The 14,716-nt window shown below is 40.1% G+C and carries 6 protein-coding genes and 1 pseudogene; 5 read left to right on the top strand and 2 right to left on the bottom strand.

The annotated features are described in order from the left end of the window. Window positions 1-20 precede the first annotated feature (20 nt). Window positions 21-1,142 (bottom strand): beta-ketoacyl-ACP synthase III, encoded by a 1,122-nt coding sequence (locus AAEY98_RS16375; protein ID WP_335692280.1) that lies wholly within the window; start codon window positions 1,140-1,142, stop codon window positions 21-23. 385 nt (window positions 1,143-1,527) lie between these two features. Here AAEY98_RS16375 and cysK point away from each other — a divergent pair, with 385 nt between their 5' ends. Together cysK and AAEY98_RS16365 are read left to right on the top strand one after the other, a co-directional pair. Beyond that, window positions 1,528-2,493, top strand: coding sequence for a cysteine synthase A (gene cysK / locus AAEY98_RS16370; protein WP_101088056.1), 966 nt, complete (start codon window positions 1,528-1,530; stop codon window positions 2,491-2,493). Window positions 2,494-2,807: 314 nt separating this feature from the next. Beyond that, complete coding sequence (locus AAEY98_RS16365; RefSeq protein ID WP_162022785.1) at window positions 2,808-3,701, top strand: LysR substrate-binding domain-containing protein; 894 nt, start codon at window positions 2,808-2,810, stop codon at window positions 3,699-3,701. 66 nt (window positions 3,702-3,767) lie between these two features. Here the strand turns inward: AAEY98_RS16365 and focA are convergent, their stop codons facing one another. After that, a complete protein-coding gene (gene focA, locus AAEY98_RS16360) occupies window positions 3,768-5,444 on the bottom strand; it encodes a formate transporter FocA (RefSeq protein WP_351018203.1) in 1,677 nt (558 codons plus the stop codon). Window positions 5,445-6,916: 1,472 nt separating this feature from the next. Here focA and AAEY98_RS16355 point away from each other — a divergent pair. The 3 genes and pseudogenes from AAEY98_RS16355 to pflB all read left to right on the top strand — a co-directional run bounded on the left by AAEY98_RS16355 (window position 6,917) and on the right by pflB (window position 14,661). Beyond that, window positions 6,917-9,789, top strand: a pseudogene (locus AAEY98_RS16355) (TonB-dependent receptor domain-containing protein). A gap of 650 nt (window positions 9,790-10,439) precedes the next feature. Next, complete coding sequence (locus AAEY98_RS16350; protein ID WP_162022783.1) at window positions 10,440-11,972, top strand: DUF3360 family protein; 1,533 nt, start codon at window positions 10,440-10,442, stop codon at window positions 11,970-11,972. 406 nt (window positions 11,973-12,378) lie between these two features. After that, complete coding sequence (pflB, locus tag AAEY98_RS16345) at window positions 12,379-14,661, top strand: formate C-acetyltransferase (RefSeq protein ID WP_101088045.1); 2,283 nt, start codon at window positions 12,379-12,381, stop codon at window positions 14,659-14,661. Window positions 14,662-14,716: the final 55 nt, after the last annotated feature.

Here is a 14,716-nt window from a genome sequence, read left to right as displayed (position 1 = left end):
TTGTCTCGTACTCGAGCTATCTAACACTTTTCAAGTACAATACTACCGATAGAGTAGCCTGCACCAAATGAGCACAACAAGCCTAAATCACCTGTTTTAAAATCTTGGTTAAATTTATGAAAAGCAATAACCGATCCCGCAGAAGCGGTATTGGCATACTCATCTAATACAATAGGCGCTTGAGTTGGTTCAACATTATCACCAAGAAGCTTCTTCACTACAAACAAATTCATGTTTATATTGGCTTGATGAAGCCATAAGCGCTTAAATTCTTCAGGCTTTATTTGTTCATCGGTAAATTGTGCGTCCAAATGCTGGTAAATCATCGGCAGTAGTTCTTTAAACACTTTACGACCTTGCTGATGAAACAGCTTATCCGCCGTGGTTGCATTTTCAGGGTCGCAGCGATTAACAAAGCCAAAGTTACTGCGAATATTACTAGAATATTCGGTTACACAGCGCGTAGACAACACGTTAAAGGCAAGTTTTGATGTAGATAACTCTTCGCGTTCAACCACGACTGCAGTAGCAACATCTCCAAAAATAAAATGGCTATCGCGATCGCGAAAGTTGATTTGCGGCGAGGTTAACTCAGGATTAATGACCAACACTCTATTAGCTGTGCCGCCACGAATAGCGTTAACGGCATTCACAATTGCAAACGTAGCCGATGAACATGCCACTAACATGTCATAGGCAAAGCCCTTGGTGCCCATAGCTTGTTGGATTTCAATGGCAATAGCTGGGTAAGCTCGTTGGGTATAAGCACACGCCACAATAACCAAATCGATATCTTCAGCCGTTAAGTTTGCTTGTTGTAATGCTTGGTTCGCAGCTTCAATACCCATCTCGGCTTGCATAGACAAAGATTCAGAAGGTCTATCTGCAATTAATGGCATCATAATATTGGTATCAAGAATACCGTCTTTTACCATGACATAACGGCTTTTAATCCCAGAGGCTTTTTCGATAAACTCACTTGACGAATATGCCAACGCTAGCGTGGTCCCGGCCTCAATTTCGGCCGAATGCTGTTGATTAAACTGGTCAACATAACTATTGTAGCTATTAACTAATTCGTCGTTAGAGACACTGTAAGGTGGTGTATATAAACCACTGCCTGAAATCACAACTTTATTCATTTTACTCTACCATTTTTAGTGAATGAGTTAGCGAAAGTTCATTGAGCGCCAAATACATCGATATGGATCACTGAAGGTTTTAACATCGCTTATCGACGACCTTACTGATCAATTGCGTGGCACGACAGAGAAACATTTTGCTGATTAACGCTATTCTAGTATTTTATGATTTAATCTCGTCATACTAAATTAAATTTGTTTGATGGTCAGACCATTGAGTGATGACAATTGACTCCAAAAGCCTAATATAGCAGCATCTATAGGGTTTTTAGAATAAAAATAAACCCCTTAATAACTAAAAAGCATAAAGAAGAACAAACTTTCACTTCTAAATCCTGCTGAGCAGATTATGATTAGACGATGCAACCATAGGAGCAAATAATCCATGAGCAAAATTTTCGAAGATAATTCATATACTTTAGGCAACACACCGTTAGTTCGTTTAAACCGCGTTAGCAACGGTAAGGTGTTAGCAAAAATAGAAGCACGTAACCCAAGCTTTAGTGTTAAGTGTCGTATTGGCGCCAACATGATTTGGGATGCTGAAAAGAAAGGTATACTCACCAAAGATATCGAGTTAATTGAACCTACATCAGGTAACACCGGTATTGCACTTGCTTATGTTGCTGCAGCACGTGGTTATAAATTAACCTTAACTATGCCAAATACCATGAGCTTAGAGCGTCGTAAGCTACTGAAAGCATTAGGTGCAAACTTAGTGCTCACAGAAGGCGCTAAAGGTATGAAAGGTGCCATTGATAAGGCTGAAGAAATTCGCCAATCTGCGCCTGAAAAATACCTAGTGCTTGGCCAATTTGATAATCCTGCTAACCCTGAAATACACGAAAAAACCACTGGTCCAGAAATCTGGAATGATACCGATGGTGAAGTTGATGTATTTGTGGCCGGTGTTGGTACTGGCGGAACCTTAACAGGTGTAAGCCGTTATTTAAAAGCACAAGGCAAAACCATTACCTCTGTTGCTGTTGAGCCAGTTGATTCTCCGGTTATTGCGCAAGCATTAGCAGGCCAGCCAATTCAGCCAGGTCCACACAAAATCCAAGGTATTGGCGCAGGTTTCATCCCAGGCAACCTAGATTTATCTATTATTGACCGCGTTGAAGCGGTAACCAACGAAGAGTCTATTGAAATGGCTCGTCGTTTAATGAAAGAAGAAGGTATCTTAGTCGGTATTTCTTCTGGTGCCGCGGTTGTGGCTGCAAATCGTATTGCTGCATTACCAGAGTTTGCTGATAAAACTATTGTGGTTATATTGCCTTCTGCCGCAGAACGTTATTTATCAACGGCGTTATTTGCTGGTGAGTTTAGCGATAGCGAAAACGTACAGTAATAGATTGCTTGAATAGACTCTACATTTGTCTATTATAAAAACCAGCTTCGGCTGGTTTTTTGTTTCATCTCCATAATAAAGCCTAAACGTTGTTCAACTAAAAAGCATCATGCTCATCGCATATATTGCTAACTCCTTGTCTAATTTCGATAAATATTTATTTATTTGTACTAAAAACTAAACCTCAGTTGCAAAGTTGATATAAGTCGCTTGCCTATGCAACAGCCTTCCGTTTTACTTATTGAAGTAAACACTAGTAAACATCAATTTTATTGATACTTAAATGATTCATAAAACGGAGCTATTACGCTGATATGAAATACTCGCTTAAACAAATTACCGTTTTTGATGCTGTGGCCAGTCTTGAAAGTGTTAGCGCAGCTGCCAGAAAGCTATCGATGACCCAATCAGCTGTGAGTATGTCACTTTCTCAGCTAGAGAATTTACTAGACCGTCCGCTGTTTATTAGACAAGGCAACCGACTAACCCTAAGCCATTGGGGCAATTGGTTAAGGCCCAAAGCACGCCAATTACTTCAAGATGCACAACAAATTCAATTTGGCTTACACGAACAACACATAATTAGTGGTCAATTTAAGTTATGTTCGAGCCAAACTGCAGCAGAATATTTATTGCCAAACTTAATCAGCAAAATTGATAATGATTTTCCAGAATTAAGGATTGATCTTGAGGTTGAAAACACCGAACACGTTGTTGAAGGATTAATTAACTACGACTATGACCTTGGTATTATTGAGGGGCGTAACGACGATAGCCGCTTACATCAAGAAAAGTGGATTGATGATCATCTTGTGGTAGTTGCCGCGCCGCACCACCCTTATGCCAATGCTGAAAAAATTAGTTTAGCGCAATTGGAACAAGCAAAATGGGTGCTTAGAGAGCAAGGTGCTGGTACCAGACGCATTTTTGAAGGAGCTATCCACGGTGTGCTTGAAAAACTCAATGTGTGGAAAGAATACGAACATGTACTGCTGTTAAAGGCATTGGTCAGAAATGGGTCTTACTTAAGCTGCCTGCCCCATATTACCGTAGAGCAAGATGTTGCTGAAGGTAAGCTGGTTATTATTGATACACCACAGCTTAACCTACAGCGTCAATTGTCTTTTGTATGGCGCAATGATGCGGGTGATAATCCGCTTCGTGATTGCGTCCTAAATGAAGCAAGACGCATGAGTAAAACGCTTTAATGGTATTTGATAACGCCTTTACTTAACCACTAGATGGCTTGTGAAAGGCGTTATCGATTGAATTGACTATCCCATCACCGAACAAATTTTAGTAGCTATCTGTTCTCGAGTAATAACTCCAAGCAATATTCCCTCATTTACAACAGGAAAACTACTCGGTTTATTCGCAGAAGCATGTCTTAAACGTTCTTCATAACTCATAAAGCGGCTACCGGTATACATTCCGCTAGCGGTAACAGGAAACAACTTCTCTCTGTCGACAACCATTAACTCAACAAGATCGGCAATTTTATCGTTGCCAGATACGGTCATCACTTGCGTCTGCATTAAATCAGCAACATGACTGTTAATGTGTTTGTTATATTCTTCTGACCATAAGCATCTTAATAAATCTTGTTGAGATACAAATCCTAATAAGCGATTTTGTTTGTCGACAACTGGTGCTCCTCGTTCTTGCGCAGCAGTGAGTTGCATCAGTCCTTCATGAACAGAGAGTTCTGGTGATAATGTAAAAGGTGTCGCTTGCATTAATTCACTGACAGTAAGATTAATAATTGATTTAGGCATAGCAGTTCTCCCATTCGTTTTTAGCGAAGGTGTAAGGTTAGATTCATGGTGGATTTGGGTTAATACTGAATGTGATTTGGAAAAATCTGTGGTCGATTGACTGACCATTGGTCGACTTGATATTGGTACGTTAGGTATTGGCTTGTCTGAATTAGGCTGGTTAGAAGCAGACTTATTTGACATAGCCTGATTTGAAATAGCCTGGTTTGACATATGCGCGTCAATCGCCGGAATACATTCAGCTAATGCCAACGTGGCTAACGCCATAGGCGCTGTATGATTAGCATTAGAGTGCTTTAATCGTTCGATCATTAAATAAGCAAGACCGACAAATAACGCACCGCCGACGATGTTGCCTAACGTGACAGGAATAAGATTATTAAACAGAAAATGCATTATTGTGATATCAGCAAACTGGCTTGCGGGTACACCAATAGCGTTAAAGAAATCCACCGATGCAAATTGCTGCAACATGATCCCCAGCGGCACCATAAACAAGTTAGCGATACTGTGTTCAAAACCACTGCTGACAAACATGGCAACGGGTAGCATCAGTAAGAAGGCTTTGGTTAGTACGTCTTTACTGGAAAACGTCATCCAGACACCTAGGCACACCAAAACATTACATAATATGCCCAAAATAAATGCTTGGCTCCAATCATGATGTATTTTGTGTTGCGCAATATTTAATGCATTCAAGCCCCATTGACCATCATTGAGCAGGTGCATTTTAGCCCCTAAAATCAACAACAACATCAACATAGCGCCAATGAAATTGCCAACATAGACCCGAGTCCAACACATCAATAAATCTCTAGTAGTAACCCGTTTTTGAGCCCATGCAACACTGCTTAAGACTGTGCTGGTAAAAAGTTCTCCCCCACAAATAACCACTAGAATTAACCCTAAGCTAAACGCTAAACCACCAATAAAGCGCACTTGCCCCCAAGGACCAATTGTTCCAGTCGTTACCGTAATATAAAAAACAAAAGCCAACGCAATAAAAGCACCGGCAAAAATAGCTAAACCGAATGACTCAAGGTGCGACTTAATGACTTTAGATTGCCCGTATTGTTCAGCTTGCTGGCACATGTTGATAACTGCACTATTCGCAGCGTCTTGTGTGTAAGCACTCTGTATCGGCACTGTTGAAGTTTTTGTTGTTAAAGCAGTCATAAACTACATTCCAAATAAACTAATGGTTATTCTTTGGCTGCAGCATAAATATTGTAGGAACAGTGAGACATGTATTATCACTCTACTATTCATGGCGGCCTTCTTGTCGAAACATAAGACTACCTTTGAAATAATCAGAATAAAATCTGATAATAATGATGGCAACCATCAATAATATTGATTCACAATTCGTAATACCAACATCTGAAAAAATAGAATGATACCGATGGTAAAGTTGATGGAAGAGTTGATGGATTGACCACTGATACTGGTATTGGTATTTTTATTGGTACTGATACTGATATTGATGTGAATGTAGATGTCAGCACTGATGTGCAGTAACGGTTATTCGTAGTTATCTCGCGATGCAATGTAAACCATTATGTTTGCGGCTGTTGAGTCTGTTAAATCAGTATCGTGTCAGCTTTTATACACTTAATCCGCAGTTACCCCAAAGTAATGTCGCAGGTTCATCGTTGTAATCTTAGACCTAACTATTATTGACTGAGCTAAAACGGTAACCCGTGCAAAGTCTATCTATACTGCTCACCGTTAATGAAGAGAAAGATATCATAATGGGTATTTACTCTGTTTCCGCTATTACGATAGATAATCATATGCCTACATTTGCCAATAAAAAACGGCAGTAGCCATAATTTATGTTGCAGCGTTCTATCTACATGAGGCTTTATCATCGATGTTATTTGCTGATTTATTTTGTGATTATAAAAACCTACGGTAGTGAATCAGGATTTTATTAGCCATTACAAATGATGGATAGTGTTCAATATTAATGGTGCTTATGGATAGTACTTATGAATAGCGCTTATTGATAAAGTATCTGCAATGTTTCTTACTAGTATTTTTTGTTTATAAAAAACTCATCTATGACAATCATCTATGACAATCGACATCATGCTAAACATAATAACGAATCGCATAAAAAATCACTTAAAAATCATTAATATTCAAATAATGAATAATAATCTATTATCAACGAAGGTCAAAACCTAGATTTTTTTACGTAAAAACCACATTAATTAAACTCATGAAAAAAAATTATAATATGTTAAATCGGTAATTTACCTAAAAAAAACGCTAGGTTATAATTTTTCATATAAAAATTAAAAATAATTTATGAACATTTTTTTAACAAATTAAATTTCGACAGCCACAAGTAATACAACAAAGCAATAAATTAAAAACCATTTGTTAACAACATAAGCCATTTAAAATAACACTGTAATCTTGATACTTACATTATTACAACTTATTGGCGCTTATGATATCGAATCGTTAATCAAAATGAGTTTAATTGTATATACGCAGCTAATTACCAACCTGATGGCCTGATATTGTTTTTTTATTTAGGTGTGCTTATATCGATAGCTGTGTAACTTTGTTTCATTTTTATATTAAAAATGATCTGAATGATTACACCATAATAAAAAAACATTTTAGGGAGTTAAAATATGCAAGTTAATTCGCATTTAGCCAAAGCTATTCGCTTTGCGCTAATCAGTGGTGTCGCTGTTTCTGCAGCAACCACATTCAATACCTTTGCAGCAGAAGATCAAGCTAATCCAGCATCAACTGTTGAAAGAATATCGGTAACAGGCTCACGTATTATTCGTGAAGGTGCTGTTGCACCAACGCCGGTTACAGTAATTACTGGCGACGAGTTATTATCAACTGGTGTAACAAATATTGGTGAAGCGCTAAACCAATTACCTGCACTAGGTAACACTTACTCACTTGCCAACTCAGGCCGCTTTATTGGTACTTCGGGTCTTAACTTGCTCGATTTAAGAAGCATGGGTACCGCCAGAACACTCGTGTTAGTGGACGGTAAACGCCATGTATCAAGTTCTGCTGGTACTTCTTCAGTCGACGTCAATACCATTCCAAGTGTATGGATCGATAGAGTAGAAGTGATTACCGGCGGTGCATCTGCAATTTACGGTGCTGATGCAGTAACCGGTGTTGTAAACTTCATTTTAAAGAAAGATATTAATGGCTTAGATGTATCAGCAACCAAAGGTTGGGCTGACGATAGTGGCCACAATAAAGACCGTTTCTCATTATCTTATGGTTCTGATTTTGCCCAAGGTGATGGTAATGTTGCCTTTGCGGTTGAATACAGCGCTCAAGAGCAATTAAGAGCATTTGATCGCGATCAGACTTCAACTGCTTTTTCGAGCCTAGCAAATAAAAACCGCACTGAAGATAACAATGACCATCAGATCCAGACAAAATATGGACTCCTAACGCCGGTCACTACACGATTAGTAATGCCGGTACCTTCAATTTAGATGGTTGGAAAAGCTTTAATCCTGATGGCTCATTAAGCGATGTTTATAGCGGTCAAAATGTTGATGGTATTCGTTGTGCAAATTGTGATGTCACTAACTTAAACCAGTTTGTCGAATTACAACCAGAATTCGAACGTTACAATATTAACTTTAAAGCAAACTACCAGCTTAACGATAATCATAACGTTTATTTTGAAGCTAAATACGTTAACAGCCAATCAACAGATGAAGGCCAACCGGCATTTTTCTTTGGTAACCCGGTCAACGATATCAAAATTGATAATGCTTTTATCAATCCTGAGCTGGTTGCTTTAATGAAAGCAAACAAAGATAGCGACGGTAATTCAGCGCCATTAGATACACTTAATATTCGTCGTTTTATGACGGACTTGGGTGCGCGTATTGAAGATGATACTCGCGAAACTCAACGTTATGTTATCGGTCTTGAAGGTATAGTATTCCAAGATTGGGATTACGATGCCTATGCTATTTATGGTCAAACTGATTTAGAGCGCGTTAATAAAAATAACTTAATCTATGACAATTACACCAACGCCCTTGATTCTGTATTAGAAAACGGGATTGCAGTATGTCGTGATCAGTCAGCTAGAGATGCAGGCTGTGTGCCAGTCAACATTTTTGGTTTTGGCGCGCCAAGTCAAGATGCTATTAACTATATTAATACCGCTTCAACTGGTACATCGATTATTAAGCAAACCGTATTAGGTGGCTCACTAACTAACTCTAGTTTATTTGAATTACCTGCCGGTTATGCAGGCTTCTCTACTGGTGTTGAATACCGTAAAGAAGAAAGTGAGATATTTGAACCTTCAAATGCAGCAGGTACTTTCTTCAATGCATTGGGCGAAGATAAAGGCGATTTTGATGTAAGCGAAATTTTTGCTGAAATCACGCTTCCTTTGCTAGCCGATTTACCAATGGTACGTCAGCTAGACTTAGATCTTGCAATACGTTTTGCTGATTACAGCACCATTGGTAATGCAACAACATGGAAAACGGGCTTAAGCTGGGAAGTTGATGATCAGATCCGCGTTCGTACTACATACTCAGAAGCTATTCGTGCACCTAACATCAGTGAGCTTTATGGTGCTGCAAGCCAAACATTCTTCTCTGTAGATGACTCTTGTCGTGCTAAAAACTTAAATGATCTAGCTGATCCAACTCAACGCCAGGCTAACTGTGCGGCGCTAGGGATCCCTGCTGGTTTTGACGCTGACTACGACGATAAAACCCTTGAAGGATTAAGTGGTGGTAATCGCGAGCTAAAAGCAGAAGAATCGAAAAGTTTCACGTTAGGAATTGTTTATCAACCTGATTTTATTGATGGATTATCGATCACTACCGATTATTGGAATATCGAGATCGAGAATGCAATCAGTGCTGTTGGTGCTCAAGATATTATCGACCGTTGTGTTGATTCTCCATCTGGTGTGAATAACGAATACTGTAGTTTGATTACTCGTGATTCAACTAGCCACGAAATTACTCAAATTAGACAGTTCTCGTTAAACATTGCATCTCTTGAAGCTGCTGGTATCGACTTTGATATTGGTTATAACTTTGAAGCCTTTAGTGGTGATGTACGCACTAACCTTATTGCGACTCGTCTATTAAAACGTAAAGACTTTTCATTCCAGGATGAACCAGATACGTTTGAAGAACTTGCAGGCACGGCAGGCTATGCTGAATGGCAAGCAAACTGGAGCCTAAGTTACTCAATCGATAGCTGGGATGTTAGCTGGAGAACGCGCTATGTTGAGGGTGTAAGCCTTTATACTGATAAGGAATTAGCCTTAAACGCGAATCCTAATAGCAACATGGAATTTGACGATTACTTTATCAACGACATGGCAGTTGCATACAACTTCGATTCAGGTATTCGTTTGAAGTTTGGTATCGATAACGTGTTTAACCGTGAACTACCATACGGTTATACAGGTACTGATACTACAAGCTCAGCTTATGACAACGTAGGTCGCTTCTTCCATACTACAGCCTCTTATAAGTTCTAAACTATTCGTTATAAGCGATAGGTTTATTGATACAACGGCATCTTCGGATGCCGTTTTTTTATCCATTCATGTTTATCAATTTCATGTTTATCAAGTACTGATATTATCAACCACCAAAGCCAATCTTACTTTCCTTCAGCCAGCACTCGACCAATTTATTTTGTAACCACCATGGTAGCTACTGCAGCGGTCATTTCTCTATAATTCTTAATAATCCCGTAGACAAGTCTTAAATATAATTGAATAATAATTATACCCAGTATCAATTATATTGATGTGACACAATATTCTGAAATGAGTATTGCTTACGAGGTGAGTTATTAGGCAAATTTACTGATCTAATTTTGCTGTTAACTTGTTATCCAGCTCTCACTTCTAGTAAACAAAACATCAACTTTCTTGATACCAAGTGATGCAATCTCAACGCTATGCTAAAATCCACAAGGTAAATTGGTCTTACCAAAAAAGATCGTAATAAGGACATCACTGTAATGCTTCCCTAATAAAGGCATCGCAGCTGAGCAAAGTGATAAGAGCCATTGCGGCTCACCGGCAAGCTGCTCTTACGGACATAGCCATCACTTCAAAGGAACACACTCAAACTTCATCATTTGATGGATTAACCTGTTCTTTTCGGAGAATGAGAAATTATGTCAGACACAGTCAGTAATTCAGATACACAAGCTCAAGAAGCAAGCTACAGCGAGCTTCACCGTCCTGCTAGCGAGTTTGACACTCGCGATGCCTATCTAGAAAATGAACTCAAGATAATGAAGCCCAAACGTTGGGGACTCAACCTTCCTGGACGTGATTTTCGTTTTGAATGGGAAGACTTAGTCCCAGCCATCGCAGGAACTATTGGTATTACTGTGATGTATTCTGCAGTAATGGCAGCTTGGGCTGCAGGTTTAAGTGAAAAATGGGATCACGTCAATCTTGGGGCAGAATTTGCTATCCAGATTGTCCGTGTAGAAATGCTCATCCCAGCTTTGCTCTTCTGTATTATTAGCTCTGGTTTTATTAATCCAAGAGCAAACCTTGGCGGCAACCATGGACCAATGATCCCGTTAATTGGTACCATCGCGCTCGCTGGTGCTCATCCATTAGCGTTAGCAATCCTCATTGGTATATTTGGCTTGATTTTAAGTTATTTCAAAGGGGGCTCGAAACTGGTTAACCTCACCAGTAGCGGTGTGGCCGGCGGTTTATTGGTGTTCTTAGGATTTATGGGAGCTAAAAGTCAGATAGGTTCGTTATTTGACTGGGCAGGAGGACTGCAAGCCAAGCACAGTCTTGACTATTCACTCGGTTATGTTGCATTTACCATCTTGTTAATCAATGTCATTATTTATGCAGCATTAGCCAAATACGGTAAACGCTGGTTAGCGATTCCATTGTGTTCTATTGCAGCAGTTACTCTGGCATTTGGCCTAGGCGCAGGCTTAGATTTACAATTTACTACCGCTCCAGGCATCCCAAATCTCAATCCGGTTTATTGGTGGGGTTCAACTGAACATGGTTGGCAGTTAGGCTTACCAAATGCAGCTCATTTTATTGCATCATTACCATTCGCAATTCTGGCTGTTGCCATGTGGTCACCAGACTTTCTTGGTCATCGTATTTTCCAAGAATTAAATTATCCAAAAGGCGCTGAAAAAGTACTGATGGATGTTGATGACACGATGACAACTTGCTCAGTAAGACAGATCGTTGGTACTGCAGTCGGTGGCGGTAATATTACCTCATCGTGGGGAACTTACATGATCCCAGCGGCTATTGCCAAACGCCCTATTCCAGCTGGCGCTATCCTACTCGGTAGCTTGTGTATTATTGTGGCTATCATTGGTTATCCTATGGATATCACGGTGTGGCGCCCTGTTATGTCGATTGCGCTTTTAGTTGGCGTATTCCTGCCGTTATTAGAGGCAGGTTTACAGATGGTTAAAGACACGACGAGTAGCCAAGCCGCAGGTATCTGTATTTTCGCTGCATTTGTTGCCAACCCAGTATTAGCTTGGGCGTTAACCATGTTACTTGATAATAATGGTTTAATTGGTGATAAAGAGCGTCCTAAAACCTTGTCATTTGCAGACCGTATCGTTATCCCAAGCCTAGCCTTTGTGATTTGTTTGGCGGCGATGTTAGCAGTAGGCATGATCGAAGGGATTCCAGCGTTGCTATAATCTAGTCATGTTCGGTAATACCATCAATATAAAAGCGAGATCGGCAATGGTTTCGCTTTTTATTTGCCAAAAATTGCCGCGGGCTACTCCAAGTTATAAACAGATATGTTAGCCAGTTAACACTTTTGATAATCCGTTAGCGAAAGCTGCCGATATCGTCATTATGCTGTGCTATTATTAACCCATGGATAATTGGTCTTACCAATTAGCTCATTAACAGAAACAATATCGATTAGCGTCATTACACAAGCCAGGCGGAACATTTCTGCCATCAATGTCGCAGAAGATGTAAACGGCTCAGTCTAGCGAATCTACCTAGACGACAGAATGTAAACACTCAACGGATACCAACACTTTGTGTTAATTGTGATGACATCCGTAGAAAATCAACCAGAGGGTTAAGTAAATGACAGATAAAACCGAACTATTTGCCAACGCGTGGGAAGGTTTCGTAGCTGGCGATTGGAAAACTGAAGTTAACGTACGTGACTTTATCCAACAAAATTACACACCATATGAGGGTGATGAATCATTCTTAGCAGGTGCAACAGATGCAACATTAACTTTGTGGGACAAAGTAATGGAAGGCATCAAGCAAGAGAACCAAACTCATGCTCCAGTCGATTTCGACACTGAAATGGTTTCAACCATTACCTCTCATGATGCTGGCTATATCAATAAAGACCTTGAAACTATCGTTGGTTTACAAACTGAAGCGCCATTAAAACGTGCCATGCTGCCCAACGGTGGTATTCGTATGGTTGAAGGTTCATGTAAAGCTTATGGCCGTGAACTTAACAGCGATGTGAATTACGTTTACTCTGAGTTACGCAAAACCCATAACCAAGGCGTGTTTGATGTTTATACCCCAGAAATTATGGCTTGCCGTAAATCAGGTATATTAACAGGTTTACCTGATGCCTATGGTCGTGGTCGTATTATTGGTGACTACCGCCGTATTGCTTTGTACGGTATCGATTACCTAATGAAAGATAAGTTTGCCCAATTCAGCTCACTGCAAGCGCAGTTTGAAGCTGGTGAAGACTTATCAAGTGTGATCCAATTACGTGAAGAGATTTCTGAGCAACATCGTGCTTTAGGCCAAATGAAAGTGATGGCAGCTAAATACGGTTGTGATATTTCTGTACCCGCCAAAAATGCTAAAGAAGCCATTCAATGGACTTACTTTGGTTACCTTGCTGCAGTAAAAAGCCAAAATGGCGCGGCAATGTCACTGGGTCGTACCTCAACGTTCATTGATGCTTATATTGAACGTGACATTAAAAATGGTGTTCTTACTGAGCAGCAAGCACAAGAAATGGTTGACCATTTCGTGATGAAACTACGTATGGTGCGTTTCCTGCGTACACCTGAATACGATGAACTATTCTCAGGCGATCCAATCTGGGCAACTGAATCTATCGCTGGTATGGGTCTTGATGGTCGCACATTGGTGACTAAATCAAGCTTCCGTTTCTTGCATACCTTGTACAACATGGGCCCAAGCCCAGAGCCAAACATTACCGTGTTATGGTCTACAAGATTGCCACAAGGTTTTAAAAGTTACTGTGCCAAAGTATCAATTGACACTAGCTCAATTCAATACGAAAACGATGACTTAATGCGCCCTGACTTCGAGTCAGACGATTACGCCATTGCTTGTTGTGTTAGCCCAATGATTTTGGGTAAGCATATGCAGTTCTTCGGTGCTCGCGCTAACTTAGCCAAAACCATGTTATACGCCATTAACGGTGGTGTTGACGAAAAGCTTAAAACCCAAATTGCACCAAAAGCGGACCCAATCACTGCTGATGTACTTGAGTTTGATGATGTTATGTCACGTCTTGATGGCTTAATGGACTGGCTTGCAACGCAGTATGTGTCTGCGCTTAACGCGATTCACTTTATGCATGACAAATACTCTTACGAGTCTGCGTTAATGGCATTACATGACCGCGATGTGCGCCGTACAATGGCGTGTGGTATTGCAGGTTTGTCAATTGCTGCCGATTCATTGTCAGCGATTAAGTTTGCTCAAGTTAAGCCTATTCGCGATGAAAATGGTATTGCGGTTGATTTTGACATTCAAGGTGACTATCCAAAATTTGGTAACAATGATGCTCGTGTCGATGACATTGCTTGCGATTTAGTTGAACGTTTTATGGCGAAAATTCGCACTAAAAAAATGTACCGTAATGCCATTCCAACACAATCAATCTTAACCATCACTTCAAACGTGGTTTATGGTAAGAAAACCGGTAACACTCCTGACGGTCGTCGTTCAGGCGCTCCGTTTGCGCCTGGTGCCAACCCGATGCATGGTCGTGATGAAAATGGTGCAATTGCTTCATTAACATCAGTGGCTAAACTGCCTTTTGCCCACGCACAAGATGGTGTTTCTTATACTTTCTCTATCGTGCCAAATGCATTAGGTAAAGATGATACGGGTCGTCGTACTAACTTAGCGTCATTGATGGATGGCTACTTCCTAAGCAAGCCTAACCGTGAAGGTGGTCAACACTTAAACGTTAACGTGATGAACCGTGAAATGTTAGAAGATGCGATTGTTAATCCGGATAAATATCCACAATTAACTATTCGTGTATCGGGTTATGCCGTTCGCTTTAATGCGCTCACCCCTGAGCAGCAGCAAGACGTGATTACTCGTACATTTACTAAAAGTATGTAGTCTCTGCTAAAATTGGCTGTATCGATGTGTAACATCTTATCGATACAGCCTTTTT

This window comes from Shewanella sp. AC91-MNA-CIBAN-0169 (genome assembly GCF_040310165.1).
GTDB lineage: Bacteria > Pseudomonadota > Gammaproteobacteria > Enterobacterales > Shewanellaceae > Shewanella.
Note: the sequence above shows the minus strand (reverse complement) of the source record. Positions and strands in the feature narration are given on the sequence as shown.

What these genes read in the sequence shown, in the direction of transcription:
- AAEY98_RS16375 (WP_335692280.1), bottom strand. Translation starts at nt 1,142, where the DNA reads ATGAATAAAGTTGTGATTTCAGGCAGTGGTTTATATACACCACCTTAC.
- cysK (WP_101088056.1), top strand. Translation starts at nt 1,528, where the DNA reads ATGAGCAAAATTTTCGAAGATAATTCATATACTTTAGGCAACACACCG.
- AAEY98_RS16365 (WP_162022785.1), top strand. Translation starts at nt 2,808, where the DNA reads ATGAAATACTCGCTTAAACAAATTACCGTTTTTGATGCTGTGGCCAGT.
- focA (WP_351018203.1), bottom strand. Translation starts at nt 5,444, where the DNA reads ATGACTGCTTTAACAACAAAAACTTCAACAGTGCCGATACAGAGTGCT.
- AAEY98_RS16350 (WP_162022783.1), top strand. Translation starts at nt 10,440, where the DNA reads ATGTCAGACACAGTCAGTAATTCAGATACACAAGCTCAAGAAGCAAGC.
- pflB (WP_101088045.1), top strand. Translation starts at nt 12,379, where the DNA reads ATGACAGATAAAACCGAACTATTTGCCAACGCGTGGGAAGGTTTCGTA.